Annotated in this window: 22 protein-coding genes; 9 read left to right on the top strand and 13 right to left on the bottom strand. The window is 50.7% G+C overall.

Annotated features, from left to right (window positions below; translation table 11 throughout):
- Positions 1-186: 186 nt before the first annotated feature.
- Positions 187-1,344, top strand: a complete 1,158-nt coding sequence (ampH, locus tag D9741_RS06095) for a D-alanyl-D-alanine-carboxypeptidase/endopeptidase AmpH (RefSeq protein ID WP_130215388.1) — start codon at positions 187-189, stop codon at positions 1,342-1,344.
- Here the strand turns inward: ampH and iprA are convergent, their stop codons facing one another.
- Together iprA and D9741_RS06085 are read right to left on the bottom strand one after the other, a co-directional pair.
- Complete coding sequence (gene iprA / locus D9741_RS06090; protein ID WP_130215386.1) at positions 1,345-1,968, bottom strand: hydrogen peroxide resistance inhibitor IprA; 624 nt, start codon at positions 1,966-1,968, stop codon at positions 1,345-1,347. It lies immediately after the preceding gene.
- A gap of 87 nt (positions 1,969-2,055) precedes the next feature.
- Positions 2,056-5,037 (bottom strand): autotransporter outer membrane beta-barrel domain-containing protein, encoded by a 2,982-nt coding sequence (locus D9741_RS06085; protein ID WP_130215384.1) that lies wholly within the window; start codon positions 5,035-5,037, stop codon positions 2,056-2,058.
- 525 nt (positions 5,038-5,562) lie between these two features.
- Here D9741_RS06085 and hemB point away from each other — a divergent pair.
- Positions 5,563-6,537 (top strand): porphobilinogen synthase, encoded by a 975-nt coding sequence (hemB, locus tag D9741_RS06080; protein WP_001295337.1) that lies wholly within the window; start codon positions 5,563-5,565, stop codon positions 6,535-6,537.
- A 40-nt stretch (positions 6,538-6,577) separates the two neighbouring features.
- On the opposite strand, the gene tauD is transcribed toward hemB, so the two are convergent.
- From tauD to tauA, 4 genes are read right to left on the bottom strand one after another with little or no spacing between them, the layout of a single operon-like run.
- On the bottom strand, positions 6,578-7,429 hold the full coding sequence (gene tauD / locus D9741_RS06075; protein WP_130215382.1) for a taurine dioxygenase: 852 nt from the start codon (positions 7,427-7,429) through the stop codon (positions 6,578-6,580).
- Positions 7,426-8,253 (bottom strand): taurine ABC transporter permease TauC, encoded by an 828-nt coding sequence (gene tauC, locus D9741_RS06070; protein ID WP_130215380.1) that lies wholly within the window; start codon positions 8,251-8,253, stop codon positions 7,426-7,428. Before tauC ends, tauD begins: the two co-directional genes overlap by 4 nt.
- Positions 8,250-9,017: a taurine ABC transporter ATP-binding subunit gene (tauB, locus tag D9741_RS06065; RefSeq protein WP_130215378.1), complete on the bottom strand. Its 768-nt coding sequence runs from the start codon at positions 9,015-9,017 to the stop codon at positions 8,250-8,252. Before tauB ends, tauC begins: the two co-directional genes overlap by 4 nt.
- A 12-nt stretch (positions 9,018-9,029) precedes the next feature.
- On the bottom strand, positions 9,030-9,992 hold the full coding sequence (gene tauA / locus D9741_RS06060) for a taurine ABC transporter substrate-binding protein (RefSeq protein WP_130215376.1): 963 nt from the start codon (positions 9,990-9,992) through the stop codon (positions 9,030-9,032).
- A gap of 622 nt (positions 9,993-10,614) precedes the next feature.
- Between tauA and D9741_RS06055 the strand changes: the two genes are divergently transcribed.
- The 7 genes from D9741_RS06055 to fghA all read left to right on the top strand — a co-directional run bounded on the left by D9741_RS06055 (position 10,615) and on the right by fghA (position 16,360).
- The gene (locus D9741_RS06055) at positions 10,615-11,286 is read left to right on the top strand and encodes a PIG-L deacetylase family protein (RefSeq protein WP_130215374.1); all 672 of its coding nucleotides are present in this window, start codon (positions 10,615-10,617) and stop codon (positions 11,284-11,286) included.
- A 9-nt stretch (positions 11,287-11,295) separates the two neighbouring features.
- A complete protein-coding gene (locus D9741_RS06050) occupies positions 11,296-12,492 on the top strand; it encodes a glycosyltransferase family 2 protein (RefSeq protein WP_130215372.1) in 1,197 nt (398 codons plus the stop codon).
- Positions 12,458-13,051 (top strand): acetyltransferase, encoded by a 594-nt coding sequence (locus D9741_RS06045; RefSeq protein ID WP_240725552.1) that lies wholly within the window; start codon positions 12,458-12,460, stop codon positions 13,049-13,051. Before D9741_RS06050 ends, D9741_RS06045 begins: the two co-directional genes overlap by 35 nt.
- A gap of 1 nt (position 13,052) precedes the next feature.
- A complete protein-coding gene (locus D9741_RS06040) occupies positions 13,053-13,826 on the top strand; it encodes a YaiO family outer membrane beta-barrel protein (protein ID WP_130215370.1) in 774 nt (257 codons plus the stop codon).
- A gap of 188 nt (positions 13,827-14,014) precedes the next feature.
- A complete protein-coding gene (gene frmR / locus D9741_RS06035; RefSeq protein WP_001141271.1) occupies positions 14,015-14,290 on the top strand; it encodes a formaldehyde-responsive transcriptional repressor FrmR in 276 nt (91 codons plus the stop codon).
- Positions 14,291-14,324: 34 nt separating this feature from the next.
- Entirely contained in the window at positions 14,325-15,434 is a 1,110-nt protein-coding gene (frmA, locus tag D9741_RS06030; RefSeq protein WP_000842102.1) for an S-(hydroxymethyl)glutathione dehydrogenase, read from the top strand.
- A 92-nt stretch (positions 15,435-15,526) separates the two neighbouring features.
- Positions 15,527-16,360, top strand: a complete 834-nt coding sequence (gene fghA, locus D9741_RS06025) for an S-formylglutathione hydrolase (RefSeq protein ID WP_130215368.1) — start codon at positions 15,527-15,529, stop codon at positions 16,358-16,360.
- 123 nt (positions 16,361-16,483) lie between these two features.
- Here the strand turns inward: fghA and D9741_RS06020 are convergent, their stop codons facing one another.
- From D9741_RS06020 to mhpB, 7 genes are all read right to left on the bottom strand, one after another.
- Positions 16,484-17,023, bottom strand: a complete 540-nt coding sequence (locus D9741_RS06020) for a DUF2058 domain-containing protein (protein ID WP_001096711.1) — start codon at positions 17,021-17,023, stop codon at positions 16,484-16,486.
- Positions 17,024-17,124: 101 nt separating this feature from the next.
- Positions 17,125-18,336: a 3-(3-hydroxy-phenyl)propionate transporter MhpT gene (gene mhpT, locus D9741_RS06015; RefSeq protein ID WP_130215366.1), complete on the bottom strand. Its 1,212-nt coding sequence runs from the start codon at positions 18,334-18,336 to the stop codon at positions 17,125-17,127.
- Positions 18,337-18,750: 414 nt separating this feature from the next.
- A complete protein-coding gene (gene mhpE / locus D9741_RS06010; protein WP_001013507.1) occupies positions 18,751-19,764 on the bottom strand; it encodes a 4-hydroxy-2-oxovalerate aldolase in 1,014 nt (337 codons plus the stop codon).
- The gene (gene mhpF / locus D9741_RS06005; protein WP_000044308.1) at positions 19,761-20,711 is read right to left on the bottom strand and encodes an acetaldehyde dehydrogenase; all 951 of its coding nucleotides are present in this window, start codon (positions 20,709-20,711) and stop codon (positions 19,761-19,763) included. The genes mhpE and mhpF overlap by 4 nt, the downstream gene beginning before the upstream one ends.
- Positions 20,708-21,517, bottom strand: a complete 810-nt coding sequence (mhpD, locus tag D9741_RS06000) for a 2-keto-4-pentenoate hydratase (protein WP_130215364.1) — start codon at positions 21,515-21,517, stop codon at positions 20,708-20,710. The genes mhpF and mhpD overlap by 4 nt, the downstream gene beginning before the upstream one ends.
- A gap of 9 nt (positions 21,518-21,526) precedes the next feature.
- Positions 21,527-22,393 (bottom strand): 2-hydroxy-6-oxonona-2,4-dienedioate hydrolase, encoded by an 867-nt coding sequence (gene mhpC / locus D9741_RS05995; RefSeq protein WP_130215607.1) that lies wholly within the window; start codon positions 22,391-22,393, stop codon positions 21,527-21,529.
- Between the two features lie 17 nt (positions 22,394-22,410).
- Positions 22,411-23,355: a 2,3-dihydroxyphenylpropionate/2,3-dihydroxicinnamic acid 1,2-dioxygenase gene (gene mhpB / locus D9741_RS05990; protein WP_130215362.1), complete on the bottom strand. Its 945-nt coding sequence runs from the start codon at positions 23,353-23,355 to the stop codon at positions 22,411-22,413.

Raw genomic sequence — 23,355 nt, 5'->3', positions numbered from 1 at the left:
ATTGTTTACATAAGCGTATTAACACGTACAGGATCACAAATGCAGACATTGGTGAGCAGGAAAAAGATCGTGTTTACGCGCCGTTACGTTTTTAACACTATTATTGCATTAATTTGCGCTTTGCAATCCATCAACGAGTAGTATAAATACGCTCAGTTACCTTCATTTAATTTATGGACACCACCGTTGAAACGTAGTCTGCTTTTTTCTGCCGTGCTGTGTGCGGCGTCATTGACCTCTGTCCACGCGGCGCAACCTATCGCCGAACCTGAATTCGCCTCTGATATTGTTGATCGCTATGCCGATCATATTTTTTACGGCAGCGGTGCCACCGGGATGGCGCTGGTCGTTATCGACGGTAATCAGCGTGTTTTTCGCAGTTATGGTGAAACTCGCCCTGGTAATAACGTTCGCCCGCAGTTGGATTCGGTAGTACGTATTGCTTCGCTCACCAAGTTGATGACTAGTGAGATGCTGGTGAAATTGCTGGACCAGGGGACAGTGAAGTTAAACGATCCACTGAGTAAATATGCCCCGCCAGGCGCACGCGTGCCAACTTACAACGGAGCCCCCATCACGTTGGTGAATCTGGCAACCCACACCAGCGCCCTGCCCCGTGAACAGCCCGGCGGCGCGGCAAATCGTCCGGTGTTTGTCTGGCCGACGCGAGAGCAACGCTGGAAATACCTTTCTACAGCGAAGCTAAAAGCCGCGCCAGGCAGCCAGGCCGCGTACTCCAACCTTGCGTTCGACCTGCTGGCGGATGCGCTGGCGAATGCGTCCGGTAAGCCTTATACCCAATTGTTTGAAGAGCAGATTACCCGTCCGCTGGGGATGAAAGACACCACCTACACACCATCACCGGACCAGTGCCGCCGTTTGATGGTTGCCGAGCGCGGTGCCAGTCCGTGTAACAATACGCTGGCGGCCATTGGCAGCGGCGGCGTTTATTCCACACCTGGCGATATGATGCGCTGGATGCAGCAATATTTGTCTTCTGATTTTTATCAGCGCAGTAACCAGGCGGATCGCATGCAGACGCTGATTTATCAGCGTGCACAGTTTACGAAAGTGATTGGCATGGATGTGCCAGGCAGAGCGGATGCTCTCGGTTTAGGCTGGGTGTATATGGCACCGAAGGATGGACGTCCGGGTATTATTCAGAAGACCGGTGGTGGCGGTGGTTTCATTACCTATATGGCGATGATCCCGCAAAAAAATATCGGTGCGTTTGTGGTCGTGACCCGCTCACCATTAACACGGTTTAAAAATATGAGCGATGGCATCAATGATTTGGTGACCGAACTTAGCGGGAATAAACCGATGGTCATTCCCGCGTCCTGATTAATACTCTGAAGGCAAACGGTTGATAGCGACCAGTTTGCCTTTATTCATTTCGATATAGCCGCCCTTGCGTAAAGCCGCAAGAACTTCTGCCACGACGGAACGTGATATGCGTGTACGTTGATGGATATAATTCATTACGCCAATGCGTGATCGTAATTCATCATTCCAATCAATCATTGATAATAACGTCGCACGGATTTGCTCGTAGGAATTATGCCCAATGAGTTGAACGTCGCGTAATTCCAGGATTTTATTTTGCCAGGCTAACCAGTAAAAAGCGTCGCGCCAGAGTTGATGTTGTTCAATAAGAGTAATGGTTTGTTTGGCTGGTAGATGATATCCCGTACAGTTTCCTTCTGATATTAATTTGTATGGTATATCGTTTTTCATTAAACCATCAGTCAGTCCCATAATATAGGGGGCCTGCGTAATACCGATAAGTACGTTTTCTTCTCTACGGAGAGAGATAACACCTTCTAAAATAACGAATGTGTCTTCGCTGTTTACATCACTGGAGAATATGACTTGTTTTTCATTATTAAACTCGAAGCGCGTGCCGTATCTGGACAAACATTTATCGAGCTTACCAAATTCCTGAAGAGGTTTAACTACAGATAACATTTGCGCGTCCTTTGCAGTAATGCCCGTCAAATCCTTGACGGGCATTATTTAGATTAAATTACCAGTATTTCTTCAGAGTGAAGAATATTACCAGGTATATTTAACACCCACGTTCGCGGACCAATCTTGATCTACGTCACCACCACCGAGGTAGCTAGCATCGGTATAGGCGCTGAAGTTCTTGGTGAAGCTGAACTGAGTACCCAGACCAACACGTACCGCAGACCCTTCAGTACCGTTATCGATGGAATCGCCGTTCACATCGTTATCGTTGTTAGAGTCGTCGTAGACGTAAGCCAGTTTGAAGTACGGAGTCAGAGCCTGGTCTTCGCTGTAAGTGAAGGTATAACCTGCATCTACACCCAGTTCATAACGCATGCTGTCGTAAGACTGACCGTCAACTTTCATGTCGTTGCTCAGCTGGTAGTCATCACCAGACTGGAACAGACCAGAAATGCTGCCGTAAGGAGTTACGTAACCAGCATCACCCAGTTTGAAGTCGTAACCGGCTTTCAAACCGAAGCCCCATGCGTCAGAGTTGGTGCTACCGTCAACGTAAGTACCGTTGCTCATGGTTGCAGACAGATCGTTGTTGAAGTGAGAGTAGCTCAAGCTACCATCAACAAAGATGTTGTTCGCGAAGCGAGCAGAAGAGTAGATGTAGGCAGACTGGCTGTCTTGATCCACCTGACCAGAACGGTCATTCATGTCGCCTTTACCGAAGCCTGCAGCTGCACCGACGATCCACTTAGCGTTGTTACCATCAATTTTGGTATCAACACCGACCATGATGCCGTTAACATCCTGATCGTAGTCAATGGTACCGTTGTTGCCGTTGAAGTTACCACCGAAGTAGCTTACCCATGCGCCGCCGTTATCAGCCAGACCATGACGAGAGTTGGTCAAACGAGTACCAACGGTGTCTTGTTCCAGGTTCCAGATATTGGTGTTTGCAGACGGGATGCTCAGCGCCATGTTAGCGTAGTCAGTCAACTCGGTCTGATGCAGAACAACGGTGTTACCTTCCTGACGAGCTTCGTAGGTGTAAGCACCCAGGTCAGCTTTGTTAGCAGCAGAGAAGGTAGCGTTGGTGTTGACGTCGTTTACATAGATAATTTCTTTATCTTTGTAATCAGCGATTGCGCCAGCGCCAGTTGCGTTGTCGATACGAACTTTGTAGTTACCGGTTGCCGCAACAACGTTGTCTACAGAGCTGTTATCCAGTTCAGTACCGTTGTCTACGTCGCCGTTACCGTTGATAGTCAGATGACCATCAGAGTTCATAGCAACAACACCGTAGCCGTAGTTAGCCTGAGCGGTATCCCAAGTACGGTCGTTCACCAGGTCAGCGTTCAGAACATAATCGCTGCTGTTGATATCGAACACACCAGAAACTACGTTGCCGTTGTGGTCAGCGATGTTGCCGCTAGTCAGTTCCAGTTTGTCAGTACGGAAAGCTTCAGTATCGAACTGATCAACATTCACATCCAGCACACCACCGTTAGTCACAGTGATAGTATTGGCATACAGATTAGAATAATTATTCCAACCAGTAGATTCGGTTAAATTAACGGTACTGTAGCTATCAACTGTCAGGTGGTCTGTAGCAACCAAACCATCTTCACCGATGTTCAGTGAGGAGCCGTTGGTTAAACCAATGGTATCTGATACCAGAGAGGAATCAGTAACATTTACCTGAGAGCCGTTATTTACAGCTAATGTATCAATTACTGAACTGTTAACGGTATTCCATTCTGAACCATTGTTCAGTGCTACGTTAAATACGCCGCTCTGGAATACTTTGTTGTCAATAATACGGTCCCAACCGTTAGCTTCGATGGTGGCACCAGGAGTCAGGCTGTTCGGCGCAACATCATACATAGCTGCCGGAGCAATTACTTCAGCACTCATGTTCGCTGAACCAACCCACTTACTACCGTTGTTCAGAGTAATGTTCAGTTCATCAACGTTCTGAGCGTCATCTACCCAACCGCCGTTGGTATCAAGAACACCGTCGCCGTTGCTGTCATGACCGGTGGAATAGAAGAATACGCCATCGTTATTCCAGTGACTTGTAAATTCGACATCACCCAACAGAGTTGAATGGTCAAAGTTTACATTGTTTTTCATGGAATAATTTGAGCCAGCATTGTCAGTGAATGACAGTGCTACGTCATTCTGACCACCATTACCAGCGTAATCACTTGGTTCAGCAGATTTACCGAAGAAGCCATTGCTTTCTTCCAGCGGAGTCTGTGATCCTGAAGTTACAGTGGAGTTAGACACATTAATGTTGTTGTCCCACTGATGATATTCGCTAGTATAAGTCGTGTTGCTTGTATTGCCTTCAGACAGCGCAATACCAGCTACACGGGAGTTGTTAGTAATATTGATATTGCTTTCAACATCAAGATTTACTGCAACACCCAGAGCGGTATAGAACGTTTCATTGGTTGACTTAGATTTATCACCATCAAGATATGTGTCAGTGAAGTAAAGTGCTTCATAGTCATCATCAATGGTGGAATTGGATACATTCAGAGTGAATACGTCACCATCGTACCAATTGTAGTCAAGATCAGTGGTAGTCCCATTATGGAAGTAATAGCCGTTATACTCTTCGGAGGTAACGTTACCAGCTAAGTCTCTTTCTGTTGTTATGCCATAATAACCAAATGGCAGTTCAGAAGTGATTGATCCATGAATTACTGAATTGCTGATATCTAACTGGTTAACAGAACCGCTAGCATAATCATGATTCAAGTAATAAGTAGAAATGGTACCGTTAACGGTATCGCCTTTAAAGACGGTATCGAAATCACCATTGGCATTGTTATAATAAACAAAACCGCTGTAGGTTACATAGTTACCATCTGAACCCATCGGGTCCATTCCGCCAGCATCAGCAATTCCATCACCGTCAGTATCATATGGCCATACTAAATCGGTCGTGGTGTTATCGTGATACCCCCAGGTATCATAGGTAGTTGCATTAGCCTGAGAGGTGATAGCCAGAGTGCAAGCCAATGCTAATTGTGATACTACAAGTTTCTTTTTCCAGGAGTGCATTTGTCATCCCTCCTCAGGGACGTAATAAGTTGATCCATCAATTATCAATGCATAGAAAACATCTTATGTTTCGCGTTTACGATTATGCGGCGTTATAGAGGAATGGTTCAATTATTCTTTCCCCTAAGTCCGATTGTGGACATATATAAAAAACATCTACACACGCAAAGAAAAAACTGACAAAAACACAGTTTTTCAACACGTTAATGAAAGCGTTAATTTTTAATTATAGCTTCTAAAAATATCAAACCAACAAATCAGATAAATAATTTATCAATAAACAATGAACTTTAAGCCATTCAATTTTTGACAGCTCAACCAAATCAACAAAAACAATAATTGAAGATTATAAATAAAAATTAAAAATATTTACAGTGAATATAAAATCATTGCTATTTCTATTACAAAGATGTCCTGGCCTCTCTTTCATTCTCTTCTTATCAACATCGCGACAACTTTCGTAAAACACTCCTGCCCAGCATCAGGTATACTGTGCACCTTAATTCCACAAACATCAGGCAGACCATGACAGATTTAATCCAACGCCCTCGTCGCCTGCGCAAATCTCCTGCGCTGCGCGCTATGTTTGAAGAGACAACACTTAGCCTTAACGACCTGGTGTTGCCGATCTTTGTTGAAGAAGAAATTGACGACTACAAAGCCGTTGAAGCCATGCCTGGCGTGATGCGCATTCCAGAGAAACATCTGGCACGCGAAATTGAACGCATCGCCAACGCCGGTATTCGTTCGGTGATGACTTTCGGCATCTCTCACCATACTGATGAAACCGGCAGTGATGCCTGGCGGGAAGATGGTCTGGTGGCGCGTATGTCGCGCATCTGCAAGCAGACCGTGCCTGAAATGATCGTCATGTCAGACACCTGTTTCTGTGAATACACTTCTCACGGACACTGCGGCGTGCTGTGCGAGCATGGCGTCGACAACGACGCGACTCTGGAAAATTTAGGCAAGCAAGCCGTGGTTGCTGCTGCTGCAGGCGCAGACTTCATCGCCCCTTCCGCCGCGATGGACGGCCAGGTACAGGCGATTCGCCAGGCGCTGGACGCTGCGGGCTTTAAAGATACGGCGATTATGTCGTATTCGACCAAATTCGCCTCTTCCTTTTATGGCCCGTTCCGTGAAGCTGCCGGAAGCGCATTAAAAGGCGATCGCAAAAGCTATCAGATGAACCCAATGAACCGTCGTGAGGCGATTCGTGAGTCACTGCTGGATGAAGCCCAGGGCGCAGACTGCCTGATGGTTAAACCAGCTGGTGCGTACCTCGACATCGTGCGTGAGCTGCGTGAACGTACTGAATTGCCGATTGGCGCGTATCAGGTGAGCGGTGAGTACGCGATGATTAAATTCGCCGCGTTGGCAGGTGCTATAGATGAAGAGAAAGTGGTGCTAGAAAGCTTAGGTTCGATTAAGCGTGCGGGTGCGGATCTGATTTTCAGCTACTTTGCGCTGGATCTGGCTGAGAAGAAGATTCTGCGTTAATGATCATTATGCCGGGTTATCCCAACCCGGCATTTACCCTTCACCCCGCCCGATAAAATGGTTTATCCCCGAGAATCGTCGCGCGATGCATAATCCGCCGCTGTGGCAAATAATCGGCATTAGCATAGTGCTGAGTCACGCGGTTATCCCAAATCGCAATATCATTCGGTTGCCAGCGCCAGCGCACCTGAAACTCCGGTTTGGTGATATGGGCAAACAAAAAGCCTAACAAGGCTCCGCTCTCTTTCTCGCTGACATCGACAATTCGCGTAGTAAAGCCTTCATTCACAAACAGCGCCTCTTTGCCGCTCACCGGATGAGTACGCACCACTGGATGTAACAACGGCGGATTCTTCGCGGCCGCCTCACGCCAACGTTGATGTTCCTCTTCGGTTTTGCGGTACTTGTATTCCGGGAACGATTTACGGAAATCATGCTCCGCACGCAGCCCGCTCAAAAGCTGGCGGAAAGGAACAGAAAGCGCCTCATAGGCGGCAATACCGCTGGTCCAGAGCGTATCGCCACCGGTCGATGGCAACTCTTTCGCTGCGAGAATCGCCCCTGCTGGCGGCGTCTCAATAAATGTCACATCGGTGTGCCAGTTGTCGTTATCCGGCGGATTATCGTTATGGGTGTCCAGTACGATGATCTCGTCAACCCCTTCGGCATGAGGATAAACAGGATGAATATGCAGTTCGCCAAAACGCTGAGCCAGCGCGCGTTGCTGCTGTGGCGTTATCGCCTGTTCACGCAGAAAAACCACCTGATGACGCAGCACCGCATGGTAAAGCTGTTCAAATTGATTATCGCTTAACGGGCGCGTCAGGTCGGCACCCGAAATTTGTGCGCCAATATACGGCCCCAGCGGGGTAATGCTCAGACGTTCACTCATTGTACTTCTCCATGCCAGGGCGTCAGGCGGCGTTGTAACGCACGCAGACCCAGTTCTAAAAGAAAGGCGATAATCGCAATCACCGCGATCCCCGCCAGCACCACGTCAGTCGCAAGGAATTCACCTGCTGACTGGACCATAAAACCTAAGCCTCGCGTTGCGGCAATCAGCTCCGCCGCCACCAACGTAGACCAGCCCACACCCAGACCAATGCGTAATCCGGTGAGGATTTCCGGCAGCGCGCCAGGCAAAATGACAAACCACAGCACCTGTATACGGCTGGCCCCCAGCGACTGCGCGGCACGAATGCGAACCTGCTGCACGCTTTTCACCCCCGCCAGCGCCGACATCGCCACCGGTGCAAAAATCGCTAAATAGATCAGTAAGATCTTCGACGTTTCGCCAATACCAAACCAGATCACCATCAGCGGCAAATAGGCCAGCGGCGGCACCGGACGATAAAGCTCGATTACCGGATCCAGAATGCCGCGCACCGTTGGGCTTATCCCCATCGCGATCCCGACCGGAATACCTATCAACACCGCTGCAAATAGCGCCAGCATAATGCGCGTCAGGCTGGCTGCCAGATGCTGCCACAGCGTGGCGTCCATAAAGCCTTGCGGTCCGGCAATGGTGAGCAGTTTTTCCAGTACCTGTTGCGGCGGCGGCAAAAACAGCGGGCTAATCAGTTGCAGCGCCGCCACCGTCCACCATACGGTGAGTAAAACCGCTAACGTGCCAATGCTTAAGGTCACCTGACGCGAGAGCGGCCAGCGCCATTTCAACCGACTCGAATGCAGTTTTTCGTTAATGAGCACACTCATGAGAACGCCTCCCGTTGCTCAAATACGCGGCTTAAAACATATTCGCGAATGGCAATAAACTGTGGATCGGACTTGATGCTGCGACTCGATTCTCCCGCAACAAAGCGGCGAGCGAAGTCGAGCGGAAGACGCTCCAGCACACGCCCTGGCCCTGGCGAAAGCAGAACCAACTCGGTCGCCATAAACACCGCTTCCTCTATATCGTGAGTAATCAACAGCACCTGCTTGCCCGTCTCCTGCCAGAGTTTCAGCAACAAGGTTTGCATCTGGTCGCGGGTAAAGGCGTCCAGCGCACCAAACGGTTCGTCGAGTAATAACAGTTGGGGATTTGCCGCCAGCGCGCGGGCAATCCCCACTCGCTGACGCTGGCCTCCAGAAAGCTGCCAGATGAAGCGTTTTTCTGCGCCTTCCAGACCTACTTTTTTCAGCATCTGGAGAGCAATTTCCAGACGCTGCATTTTCTCCATCCCCGCCAGTTGCAGACCGAACGCCACGTTATCCTGCACATTGCGCCACGGTAGCAATCCTTCATTCTGAAAAACCACGCCGCGTTCTGCTCCCGGTCCCTGAATGTGTTTGCCCGCCAGTTGAATGCTGCCGTGCTGATAAGGCACAAAACCAGCAATTAAATTCAGCAACGTGGTTTTGCCGCAGCCGGACGGTCCCAGCACAACCAGCAGCTCGCTGCTTTCCAGCGTCAGGTTGATATCTTCCAGTGCTGGTTTGCCGCCATAATCGGCGTAAAGATGAGAGATTTGCAGCATCTGCGCCTCCTTTTATTGCACGAATCGAGAGGTAACGTACTGGCTGTAATCATTCGCTACAGCCGGGACTTTGCCCTGCTCTTTCAAAAACTGCGCGGTGTCGATGATCGCTTTGTTCACCGGTCCGGTCAGTTCTACCGTTTGCTGCTGCGGCGTCAGATAGGTGTTTCCCTTCACCAGCCCCGGCACATTGCCTTCCGGCACGCCGCTTAAGCGCGCCAGTTTGCTGATGTTTTCCGGCTGTTTCAGCCACGCGTCTGGGTTAGCAATATACGGTTGCTGAGCATTGATGGCGCTTTTGGCGAACGCTTTCACTACCTCTGGATGTTTCTCGGCAAAATCTTTCCGCACTACCCAGACGTCCAGCGTTGGCGCCCCCCACTGCCCGACCTGTTCAGAATCGGTCAGCACCTTGCCGTCTTTTTCCAGGGCGTTAACCGCCGGTGCCCAGACATAAGCGCCATCGATATCTCCCCGTTGCCAGGCGGCGATAATCGCGGGCGGCTGCAGGTTCACTATCTCCACTTGCCCAGGTTTAATGCCCCAGTGTTTCAGCGCCGCCAGCAGGCTGTAGTGTGTCGTGGAGATAAACGGCACGGCGATACGTTTACCAATCAAGTCTTCCGGTTTGCTGATGGTTTTCTTCACCACCAACGCCTCAGAGTTGCCCAGTTTTGACGCCAGCAAGAAGACTTCAATCGGCACCTGTTGGCTGGCAGCTACCGCTAACGGACTGGAGCCGAGGTTGCCGATTTGCACATCGCCCGAGGCCAATGCCCGCACGATGCTGGCCCCGCTGTCAAACTTGCGCCAGTCCACCGTCGCCCCGCTCTCTTTGGCAAAGGTGTTATCAGCTTGAGCGACTTTCGCCGGTTCGGCGGAGGTTTGATAGGCCACGGTGACGTTCACCGCCTGCGCCTGAAAAGCGATGAATGCCAGTGCGGCAAGAAGTGTGTTACGCGATGAAATTGCCATGATTGTCTGCTCCCCTGTCTTGTTATGGGAGCAGTATTCGCGGACAAAGACATTTGATAAAAGAATTAGTCGTTATGGTACAGATGATTTTATTCTTAGCAAAAAAACAGCAAAGGAAAGGTTAATTATGCAATTGGCATCATCTCACAACTCGGGGAAATTGCTGCACTGCATTTTATTGATGCATAAAAAGTCAGATTACGAGATTTACTATCTTCTTATTTTTATTAAAACCAAAATATATGATAAAGTTATTATATTCGCATTAAATATACTACTGTATTGTTTTTCGCCCACTGCATATTACATTCACAACATTTATATAAACAATATCCGTTCATTGAACATATTTTTTAAATGCAATTAATTGACAAACTAATTCACATCTAAATACAATGCGCAAAAGAAAATAACTATACATAGCAAACACACAAAAACCTAACATATGAACTACGTAAAAAAAACTTTACCCTGTCGATTTTCAGCCCCTCATAGCATCCTGGCACTAAGTTATTAGCAACTTTCATTACGTATAAATTTTAACGTCTGCTTGCGCCAGAGATTACCTCTCTGCGCGTATCGCTGCGCTTGCAGTATAATAATTAAAATGGAGTGTCATTAAGTGGATAAGGTTTTAAATTCTGCTCTCCTTTCTTCAAAAAATAAAAAGAAAGGTATTCTTGCTATTGGCGCACACCCTGACGATATAGAATTAGGCTGCGGCGCATCGCTCGCTCGTCTTGCGCAAAAAGGAATTTATATTGCTGCCGTAGTTATGACTACCGGCAATTCTGGCACCGATGGAATAATCGATCGCCACGCAGAGTCACGCGAAGCCCTAAAGATATTAGGATGCCAGCAGACTATTCATCTTAATTTTGCTGATACCCGTGCTCATTTACAGCTCAATGATATGATTACCGCCCTGGAAAATATCATTAAGTCTCAAATTCCGTCTGATGTTGAAATCATTCGTGTCTATACCATGCATGATGCCGACCGCCATCAGGATCATCTGGCCGTTTATCAGGCGTCAATGGTGGCCTGTCGGGCAATTCCTCAAATTCTCGGCTACGAAACGCCAAGTACCTGGCTCTCATTTATGCCACAGGTTTTTGAATCCGTGGAAGAGAAATATTTTTCTATAAAACTAAACGCGTTACAAAAACATAAAAGTCAGAGTCTGCGTGATTATATGCGCCCGGAACGTTTGCGTGCTGTCGCACAATTTCGCGGACAACAGGTCAATAGCGACCTGGGTGAAGGCTTTGTTATTCATAAAATGATTCTTTGAGCAGATTGCATGAAAACCTGGATCTTTATATGTATGGCCGTAGCAATATTACTATGGTTCCTGAGTACGTTAAGGCGTAAGCCCAGCCAAAAAAAAGGCTGTATTGACGCAATTATTCCTGCCTATAACGAAGGCCCTTGTCTGGCTCAGTCGCTGGAAAATCTGCTACGCAACCCTTATTTTTGCCGGGTAATTTGCGTTAACGACGGTTCCACTGATAATACCGAAGCAGTCATGGCAGAAGTAAAACGTAAATGGGGCGACCGCTTTGTTGCCGTCACGCAAAAAAATACCGGTAAAGGTGGTGCGCTAATGAATGGCCTCAACTACGCCACCTGCGACCAGGTTTTTTTAAGCGATGCCGATACTTACGTCCCGCCCGATAAAAACGGCATGGGCTATATGTTGGCGGAAATTGAGCGCGGCGCTGACGCCGTAGGCGGCATTCCCTCCACCGCGTTAAAAGGCGCTGGCCTGCTGCCGCACATCCGCGCGACGGTGAAGTTGCCAATGATCGTTATGAAGCGCACGCTACAGCAACTATTGGGTGGTGCGCCGTTTATTGTCAGCGGAGCCTGCGGAATGTTTCGCACCGATGTGCTGCGTAAATTTGGTTTCTCTGATCGTACCAAAGTCGAAGACCTCGACCTCACCTGGACGTTGGTGGCTAATGGCTACCGTATTCGTCAGGCGAATCGCTGCATTGTTTATCCGCAGGAATGCAATAGTCCGCTTGATGAATGGCGACGCTGGCGGCGCTGGATTGTGGGCTACGCGGTATGTATGCGCCTACATAAAAAACTTTTATTTAGCCGCTTTGGCATATTCAGTATTTTCCCCATGCTGCTGGTTGTGCTTTATGGCGTTGGGATTTATCTCACTACCTGGTTTAATGAATTCATCGCCACCGGGCCACATGGCGTAATATTGGCAATGTTTCCGCTTATCTGGGTCGGCGTAGTTTGTGTTATTGGTGCTTTTAGCGCCTGGTTTCATCGTTGCTGGTTATTGGTGCCTTTAGCGCCTTTTTCCGTTGTGTATGTATTATTAGCTTATGCCATCTGGATTATTTATGGACTTATTGCCTTTTTTACTGGACGCGAACCTCAGCGCGACAAACCCACCCGTTATTCCGCACTGGTGGAAGCGCCAACCGCTTATTCCAACTCTTCTGTCGCAGGAACTGAAAAGCTATCTGAAGCTTAATGTTAAAGAGAAAAATATTCAGATTGCAGACCAGGTAATTATTGATGAGAGTGCTGGTGAAGTTATTATTGGCACCAATACCCGTATTTGCCACGGTGCAGTGATTCAAGGACCGGTAGTGATTGGCGCAAATTGCCTGATTGGCAATTATGCTTTTATTCGCCCCAACACGGTAATCAGTAATGGTGTAAAAATTGGTTTTGCCACAGAAATAAAAAATGCGGTTATTGAAGCGGAAGCAACGATTGGCCCGCAATGTTTTATTGCCGACTCGGTGGTAGCAAGCGGGGCATATTTAGGCGCGCTGGTGCGTACCAGTAATCATCGCCTGGATAAACAGCCAGTATCGGTTCGCACCGCGGAAGGTACTATCGCTACTGGATGCGATAAATTAGGTTGTTATATTGGTCGGCGTTCACGACTTGGCGTGCAGGTTATTATTTTACCGGGGCGAATTATTTCTCCGAATACACAGCTTGGTCCACACGTTATTGTAGAACGTAATTTACCTACCGGAAATTACTCACTCCGGCAAGAACTTATCCGTACAGGAGAATAAAATGATAAAACGGACGTTATTAGCGGCAGTAGTCTTTAGCGCATTGCCCGCTTATGCCGGATTAACATCTATTACCGCAGGCTACGATTTTACCGATTATTCTGGCGATCATGGTAACCGTAATTTAGCGTATGCCGAACTGGTCGCAAAAGTTGAAAACGCAACACTGCTTTTCAATCTTTCCCAGGGACGTCGAGATTACGAGACTGAAAGTTTCAATGCCACACGCGGCCAGGGTGCGGTCTGGTATAAATGGAATAACTGGCTGACGACCCGAACGGGTATTGCATTTGCGGATAATACGCCGGTCTTTGCCCGCCAGGATTTTCGTCAGGATATTAACCTGGCCCTGCTGCCAAAAACGGCGTTCACGACCGGTTATCGCTACACCAAATATTACGATGACGTTGACGTTAATGCCTGGCAGGGTGGCGTTTCGCTTTATACCGGCCCGGTGATCACCAGCTATCGCTATACCCATTATGACTCAAGCGATGCGGGCGGCAGTTACAGCAATATGATTTCCCTGCGCCTGAACGATACGCGCGGCGGTGGTTATACCCAGCTTTGGCTAACTCGCGGGACCGGAGCTTACACTTATGACTGGTCGCCAGAGACACGACACGGCAGTATGAAGAGCGTCAGTTTACAGCGTATTCAGCCTTTAACAGAGCAACTTAATTTGGGGCTGACGGCAGGTAAAGTGTGGTACGACACCCCAACCGATGATTATGACGGCTTGCAACTCGCAGCCCATCTGACCTGGAAATTTTGATTCCTTCTGCCGCCCGCTATCCAGGGCGGCCTTCCCTGCCGATTAGCGCCCAAACACTTTCCTTTTCGTTTTCCGCCCACATTCACCGGATAAATTTTATTCTCCAGTGTTATATACTATAGGGGGGTATGCATTGACATATAGCATACCCCCCTATAGTATATTGCGTGCAGATGATGAGGTGCGAAATGCCCAGTACTCCGGAAGAGAAGAAAAAGGTCCTTACTCGAGTTCGTCGTATTCGGGGGCAGATTGATGCTCTGGAACGGTCGCTGGAGGGTGATGCCGAATGCCGTGCCATACTCCAACAGATAGCCGCCGTTCGGGGCGCGGCTAACGGGCTGATGGCAGAAGTGCTTGAAAGCCATATCCGGGAAACGTTTGACCGAAATGACTGCTACAGCCGTGAAGTCAGCCAATCCGTTGACGACACTATTGAACTGGTTCGAGCCTATCTTAAATAGCTGAATCTATTACCATATTGAGGAAGAGCGAAAGATGAAATCACGTGCTGCCGTTGCATTTGCTCCCGGTAAACCGCTGGAAATCGTTGAAATTGACGTTGCACCACCGAAAAAAGGTGAAGTGCTGATCAAAGTTACCCATACCGGCGTTTGCCATACCGACGCATTTACCCTCTCCGGCGATGACCCGGAAGGTGTGTTCCCGGTGGTTCTTGGTCACGAAGGGGCTGGCGTTGTGGTTGAAGTCGGTGAAGGCGTAACCAGCGTCAAACCTGGCGACCATGTGATCCCACTTTATACCGCAGAGTGCGGCGAGTGTGAGTTCTGTCGTTCCGGCAAAACCAACCTCTGTGTCGCGGTTCGCGAAACCCAGGGCAAAGGCCTGATGCCAGACGGCACCACCCGTTTTTCTTACAACGGGCAGCCGCTTTATCACTACATGGGCTGTTCCACATTCAGTGAATACACCGTGGTTGCGGAAGTGTCTCTGGCCAAAATTAATCCAGAAGCAAACCATGAACACGTCTGCCTGCTGGGCTGTGGCGTGACCACCGGCATTGGCGCGGTGCATAATACTGCTAAAGTCCAGCCAGGTGATTCTGTTGCCGTGTTTGGTCTTGGCGCGATTGGTCTGGCAGTGGTTCAGGGCGCTCGTCAGGCGAAAGCGGGACGGATTATCGCTATTGATACGAACCCGAAGAAATTCGATTTGGCGCGTCGCTTCGGTGCCACCGACTGCATTAACCCGAATGACTACGACAAACCGATTAAAGATGTCCTGCTGGATATCAACAAATGGGGTATCGACCATACCTTCGAGTGCATCGGTAACGTCAATGTGATGCGTGCGGCGCTGGAAAGTGCGCACCGCGGCTGGGGTCAGTCGGTAATCATCGGGGTAGCAGGTTCCGGTCAAGAAATTTCAACGCGCCCATTCCAGTTGGTCACCGGTCGCGTATGGAAAGGTTCCGCGTTTGGCGGCGTGAAAGGTCGTTCCCAGTTACCGGGTATGGTTGAAGATGCGATGAAAGGTGATATCGACCTGGAACCGTTTGTTACGCATACCATGAGCCTGGATGAAATTAATGACGCCTTCGACCTGATGCATGAAGGCAAATCCATTCGAACCGTAATTCGTTACTAATTTCCCGCAGGTTTGCCCCGTCCAGTTCAGACGAGGAGCTTAATACCGTCCCCGGGCAGCCGTCCGGGGAATTAACCGTGAGATAATGACTGATGGAACTCATTGAAAAACATGCCAGCTTTGGCGGCTGGCAAAATGTGTATCGGCATTATTCCCAATCACTGAATTGTGAAATGAATGTCGGCGTCTATCTCCCACCAAAAGCCGCGAGTGAAAAATTGCCGGTGCTGTACTGGCTTTCGGGCCTGACCTGCAACGAGCAGAATTTCATTACCAAATCGGGGATGCAACGTTACGCGGCTGAACACAACATTATTGTTGTTGCGCCGGACACCAGTCCGCGAGGCAGTCATGTCGCAGATGCCGACCGTTACGATCTCGGGCAAGGTGCCGGGTTTTACCTGAACGCGACGCAAGCGCCGTGGAATGAAAATTTCAAAATGTATGACTATATCCGCAACGAGCTGCCGGATTTAGTGATGCAACATTTTCCGGCAACGGCCAGAAAGTCTATTTCAGGTCATTCTATGGGCGGGCTGGGCGCGCTAGTGCTGGCGTTACGTAATCCAGATGAATATGTCAGCGTCTCGGCGTTTTCGCCCATTGTCTCCCCATCGCAAGTACCGTGGGGACAGCAAGCCTTTGCCGCATATCTTGGTGAAAATAAAGATGCCTGGTTGGATTACGATCCGGTGAGCCTTATTTCACAAGGTCAACGCGTTGCGGAAATCATGGTTGATCAGGGGTTGAGTGATGATTTTTACGCGGAACAGTTGCGGACTCAAAATCTTGAAAAGGTCTGTCAGGAGATGAATATCAAGGCGTTAATCCGTTATCACGAAGGTTACGACCACAGCTATTATTTTGTCTCCAGTTTTATTGGCGAGCATATTGCCTACCACGCCAATAAATTGAATATGCGTTGATCATTTGCGCACGCCTGCCGGATGCGGCGTAAACGCCTTATCCACCTACATTTCGCCCGTAAACCGTAGGCCTGATAAGACGCGCAAGCGTCGCATCAGGCATGGCGCACGGCTGATCTATGTTTACCACATCAAATCATCAGGCACTTTGAAGTCGGCATACGGATCATCTTCATTCTGCTCTTCGGCGCTGAGTGCACTATGCAACACAATACTGCTGGCATCACGCTGAGCAATTTTATCGGCAACGCTGGCGGGAATAATGGCGTATTCACCTTCGCTATTGTTATCGACCAACAAGCGAGCAATCGCCAGACGACCATTAATCAACTGCGTTTGCGTGAGCTTATCAACAAAAATCTTCTTAATCAGATTACCATCGGTAAAGTTAAAACCAATATCGCCATTGGCAATGGTGATTCGGTTCATTTCAATAAGCTGCTTCACCTGGGCTTTATATTCTTTCGCCAACGCCGCTTGTTTTTGTTGCTCGCTAAGCTGTTTATCACGCTCAAGCTGTGCCTTTTTATTTTCTTCTACCGCCGCCCGAGCTTCACGCGCCTGAACGCGCGATTTTTTCGCCGTTCTCTCGACCTTCGCCGCTTTTTTGCTGGTGACTAATCCTGCTTTGAGCAACTGCTCTTGTAAGGTAAGTTTTGCCATCTTTGTTTCCAAACCCGCTGAATAATTTTTAGCGAGTATACCTGTAAACGCCGTAGGTGTATTGAGGGCAAGTCCCTTTCGCCCCTGCTTAATAAGGCGCGTCAGGCATCGGCGCACGCCTGCATTCTTGATTTCCGACTCATCAAAATAAACACCGCCAACCCAGCAACAAGAATACCCGGCGCAGAAGCGGCCATTACGCCAACCGTGCCAGTGCCTAATGCCAGCATTTTCCCGGCCAGCAACGGGCCGCTCATAGCCCCCAGACGCCCTACCGCCACGGCTGTTCCCACACCTGTTGCGCGGATCTGCGAGCTGTAAAACAACGGTGCCAGGGCATACAAAACGCTTTGCCCACCTGTCGCAAACAACCCCGCGACAAATCCCGCCAGCAACATCCCGTTAAATGACGACACCGTTCCCAGCGCCAGCAGCGAAGCTAACATGCCGCTATAAATCAGTAGCGACATGGTTACTGGACGCAGCTTATCCATCAATGCACCCAACATTAACGTCCCACTTGCCGCCCCCATTTGCAGTGCAAACATCACCCCAGCCGCCTGTGATGGCTGGAATCCTTGCTCCACCAAAAGCAGCGGCAGCCAGTTGATCAACATGTAGACCACCAGCAGAGTGAAGAAATAACACAACCACAGCAGCAGCGTCGCGGTGGCCGTTTCTGGCGCAAATAACGCACGCAGTGGTGGCGCGTCCTGTTTTTCGCCAGCGAAAACCGCCGACTCCGGCAGCCAGCGCATTAATAGCGGCACCAGAATCAACGGCACCACACCACCGACCCAAAACACCGTTTGCCAGGCTAAGTTTGCCCCCGCGAAACCCAGCGTCGCCGCCAGCGCCGCGCCAATGGGGACACCGCAATACATCAGGCTCACTGCCGTCCCACGAAAACGTGGACCCGCGGCTTCAGACGTCAGGGCGATAAGATTCGGCAACGCCGCCCCCAGTCCGACACCGGTCATCAGCCGTGCAAAGACCAGCGATGGGAAATCCCAGGCAATCGCCGTTGCCAGCGAGAACAAACCAAACAGCGCAACTGAGCTAATCAAAATACGCTTACGACCATAACGGTCCGCCAGCATTCCGCCAACCAGCGCGCCGGGTAGCAAACCGAGTATTCCGGCGCTGAATATCCAGCCCATTTGCATTTTATCGAGTGCGAAAGCCTGGGCGATGCCACCCGCCGCAATGCCAGCCGCCTGAAGATCCAGTCCTTCCATCAGAGCGACCAAAAAACAAAGCCCGATGGTCAGCATCAGGCGGGATGAAGATGATGAAGGGGTACGAGTCGACATAAGATGAACCTCGTTGTGAGTGCAGGTGAATCGCGGCTGATACATTGCCAGCCGCGTAATCAGAACCATTTAATGACAGCCTGCAGGCGAAATGTAGGCCGGATAAGGCGTTTACGCCGCATCCGGCAGTCGTGCACCATGCCTGATGCGACGCTAACGCGTCTTATCAGGCCTACAAATTCTCACGCCATCCGTAGGGCGGATAAGGCGTTTACGCCGCATCCGGCAGGCGTGCACAGATGCCTGATGCGACGCTGACGTGTCTTATCATGCCTACAGCCTGCGGGCGAAATGTAGGCCGGATAAGGCGTTTACGCCGCATCCGGCAGTCGTGCGCAGATGCCTGATGCGACGCTTGCGCGTCTTATCATGCCTGGGATGGGCATACAAAATGCACGTTCTCGGCAGTCATCATTATTTGTTGTTGCGCAGATCCAACGCCACGTCGACGATCATATCCTCCTGGCCGCCAACCATCCGGCGTTTGCCCAGCTCAACGAGAATATCCACCGCGCTTAAGCCATAACGCGCCGCCGCCGTTTCGCAGTGACGCAGGAAGCTGGAGTAAACGCCAGCGTATCCCAGCGCCAGCGTTTCGCGATCGACTCGTACCGGACGATCCTGCAACGGACGCACCAGGTCATCAGCGGCATCCATTAACGCATAGAGATCGGTCCCATGCTGCCAGCCCAGTTTATCCGCGGCGGCAATAAATACTTCCAGCGGCGCGTTACCTGCGCCCGCGCCCATTCCCGCGAGGCTGGCGTCGATTCGGTCACAGCCCTCTTCCACCGCCGCAATAGAATTCGCCACGCCAAGACTCAGGTTATGGTGAGCGTGCATGCCGGTTTGCGTTTCCGGTTTCAGCACTGCTTTCAGGGCGCGGAAACGGTCACGGATATCGCTCATGTTCATCGCACCGCCAGAATCCACCACATAAATACAGGTCGCACCGTAGCCTTCCATCAGCTTTGCCTGCTTCGCGAGATTTTCCGGCGTGGTCATATGGCTCATCATCAGAAAACCAACGGTGTCCATTCCGAGCTCACGGGCATACTGAATATGCTGGGCGGAAACATCAGCTTCGGTACAGTGCGTTGCCACACGAACCACCCGCGCGCCAGCCTGCCAGGCATTTTTCAGATCGTGAATAGTGCCGATGCCTGGCAGCAACAACGTCGCGATTTTGGCGTGCTTCACCACATCCGCCGCCGCTTCAATCCATTCAAGGTCGCTATGTGCGCCGAAACCATAGTTAAAGCTGGAACCCTGCAAACCGTCGCCATGGGCCACTTCAATCGAATCCACGCGAGCATCATCCAGTGCTTTGGCAATCTGGCGAACGTTTTCCAGCGAATACTGATGACGAATGGCGTGCATACCGTCACGCAACGTGACGTCCGAGATATAAAGTTTTTTACCGTTCATGCCGCTTCTCCTGCCTTGCGCGCCAGTGACTGGGCCATTTTTTCCGCTGTCGCCAGCGCACTGGAAGTCATAATGTCGAGGTTGCCCGCATAGGCAGGCAGATAATGCGCTGCGCCTTCGACTTCCAGCCAGACCGCCGTTTTCAGTCCGGAGAACTGCCCCACGCCCGGCAAATTAACCGGTTTATCCTGCGGGATAACTTCAAACTGCACGCGCTGTTTCAGGCGATATCCCGGTACGTAAGCCTGCACCGCCTCAGCCATTTCATTGATTGAGGCTTCGATATCATCTTGTGAAGCTTCGTCGCTCAATACATACACCGTGTCACGCATCATCAACGGTGGCTCTGCTGGGTTAAGCACGATAATCGCCTTCCCTTTTGCCGCGCCGCCCACCACTTCAATGGCGCGCGAAGTGGTTTCCGTAAATTCATCGATATTGGCACGCGTGCCAGGTCCGGCAGATTTACTGGCGATAGAAGCGATAATTTCGGCGTAATGAACACGCGCCACGCGTGAAACTGCCGCCACCATTGGAATAGTGGCCTGGCCGCCGCAGGTGACCATGTTGACGTTCAGTTGTTCGACATTCGCATCAAGGTTAACCACCGGCACGCAGTAAGGGCCGATGGCAGCAGGCGTCAGGTCGATTAAGCGAATATCCGGTTTCGCTTCGCGCAAAGCGGCATCGTTTTTCACATGCGCGCCCGCGCTGGTCGCATCAAATACAATGTCGATATCAGCAAATTCAGGCATGTTCATCAGCCCGATAACCCCTTCATGGGTAGTGGCGACGCCCATACGTCTGGCACGCGCCAGACCGTCGGACTGAGGATCAATGCCGACCATCACCGCCATCTCCAGATGCTGACCGTGACGCAAAATTTTAATCATCAAATCGGTGCCAATGTTGCCAGAACCGATAATGGCGACTTTACGCTTACTCATGACAGACTTCCTTTTGGGACTGCGCTTGAAAATGTCGCAGCAACTGAACCTATGCCTTCAATATGGGCTTCAAAACGATCGCCCGCATTTACCGCCACCATCGGACCTAATGCCCCGGTAAGAATGATATCTCCGGCGCGCAGCGGTTGACCCAGGCTGGCCATTTTGCGTGCCAGCCAGACAGCGGCATTAAGCGGATGTCCCAGGCATTCGCTGCCGCGCCCGCTGGAAACCTCTTCGTTATTACGCGTCATCTTCATGGCGCAGTTTTTCAGATCTAACCCCGCCAGACGTTGCGCCGGACCGCCGATGACATACACCCCGCAGGAGGCGTTATCTGCCACGGTATCGACAAACTGAATCGACCAGTCGCGGATGCGGCTACCCACCACTTCCAGCGCCGGAAGTACCCATTCAATGGCGTTATACAGTTCGTTAAACGTGGTATCGGTCGCGGGCAAATCGCGGTTCAAAACCAGTGCGATCTCCGCTTCAATGCGGGGTTGCAAGACGCGGGAAAAAGGAATGGTTTCATTATCGCCATAACACATGTCGGCAAATAACGTCCCATAATCCGGTTGATCAACGCCCAGTTGTTGTTGCACTTTCGGATGCGTCAGTCCCACTTTGCGCCCCACCACTCGCCGTCCCTGAGCGACGTCATGTTGCACATTGATGCGCTGAATGGCGTAGGCGGCTTTCGCGTTTTCAATACCAATCAGATCGCGCAGCGGCGCAATCGCTTCGCCCTGCTCTGCGGCGCGGCGTAAATCCGCCGCCAGTTGCTCAAGAGTATGCTTCGTCATGACCATTCCTTAAGGGCGTGCGAGGAAATTCAGCACCAGTTGATTGAAAGCGTCGGCATGTTCCCACTGCGCCCAGTGACCACAGTCGCGGAAGATATGCAGTTCAGAACCGGCAATGCCGGACAGCAGACGCAGACCCGCATCCATCGGCACAAAACGGTCGTTGCGCCCCCAGACAATCAGGGTTTGTGCTTTGATTTCCGCCAGACGTGGGCCAAAATCCGGGAACTGTTTCGGATTGGCTTCCAGGCTCTTAACGAAGTTTTCCAGGTGATCGCGACGCGACAGCATATTATTCAGGCGCGCTTCAAACAGGGCGTCGGTCAAATCGCTGGTATCAAAAACGAAGATATCCATCATCAGCTTCAGGTTTTCGATAGTAGGCTGGCAATAAAGCTGATTCAGTCGCTTAATACCTTCGGTTGGCATCGGCGTAAACAAACTCATGCCGCCCGTACCGCCGCCCATCAGCACCAGTTTGCCGACGCGCTCCGGCCAGTTAAGAGTGAACGCCACAGAACTGTGGCCGCCCATCGAGTTGCCCAGCAAGTGGATTTTGGCGATATCCAGTTGATCCACCACGCTTTTCAGGATTCGTGCATTAAGATCCGATCGCGAACCACTATTAACGATCGCATCGCTCTTACCCCAGCCCGGACAATCCAACAGGATCACCCGATAGCCCGCCTCTACCAGCGGATCGATATTGCGGCTGAAGTTCGCCCAGCCAGTAGCACCGGGGCCGGAACCATGCAGCAGGACAACAGTTTCGTCGCCTTGTCCGCAGTCATTAAAATGGATGCGCAGCGTTTTACCCGCTTCTTCTACATTCAGAAAACGGCTGGTGGCGGCTTCGGTTTGTGGCTGATAACTCATCATCTTCTCCTGCATATTCAGTTCTCTGTTCTGGCGCTTAACGAGCCAAATCCGGCAATCCACTCCGGGATTGGGCGGTAATAACGCCCTTCGCTACGCCAGTTGCCAAACGCAGAAATAGCGGCAAAAGCGGCGACCCAGGTTTTGATTTCATGTGTCGACTTTCCGGCAATGGCGGAAAGCTCTTCGTTACTGACGGCATCCAGTTCCTGTATGCGACCCTGCTCCAGCAAAGTCATGAACTGGTTATCCCAAATCGGGTTGAGCGGATGCAGAGTTCTCTGATCCTCAACAAACTTCTCAGCGGCGCTGATCACCCGTTGCTGACGCAATTCACGCTCACTGGCGGGTAAATCTTTCCCGCTCCCCAACAAACGGTCGCGCATATGGGCATCGGCTTTCGCCAGTTCTGGCACCGGCGGCTGATGGGAAAGCCCACCGGACCCAAGGAACAGCACGCGTTTATTGAGAGTGCTGGTGAAACGTCCAATGGCTTCACCCAACAAACGGGTACGCTGGAAACCAGGCAAAGGCGTGGCGACGCCGTTGATGAAAACAGGCAGAACTGGCACCTTATCCAGCCCGCCGAGCAGGAACTCCAGCGGCTGGGCGAACCCGTGGTCTACCTGCATACAGTAAGAAACGGCAAGATCGATCCCGCTCTTCATGACGGCATGCGCACAGGCCTCCGCCAGCTCCACAGGCACGGGCAGCTCTCCTGCTGCACTGCCGAAATCACCAATTGCCGTCGCCCCAACGCCTAAACAGAACGGCGGCATCACGTCATAGAAAAAACCGTTGTAGTGATCTGGTGCAAACAGCACCACCAGTTCAGGGGAGAAAGCCGCAATACGCTCGCGGGCGCTGGCAATCACGCCATTGACCTCATCGAGTACCTCTTGCGCCGGGTCGACATACCCCACCAGCGGCGAATGGGAAAGACAGTGAAGATAAGCGTGCAT

The organism is Escherichia sp. E14V7 (assembly GCF_004212225.1).
Taxonomy (GTDB): Bacteria; Pseudomonadota; Gammaproteobacteria; order Enterobacterales; family Enterobacteriaceae; genus Escherichia.
Note: the sequence above shows the minus strand (reverse complement) of the source record. Positions and strands in the feature narration are given on the sequence as shown.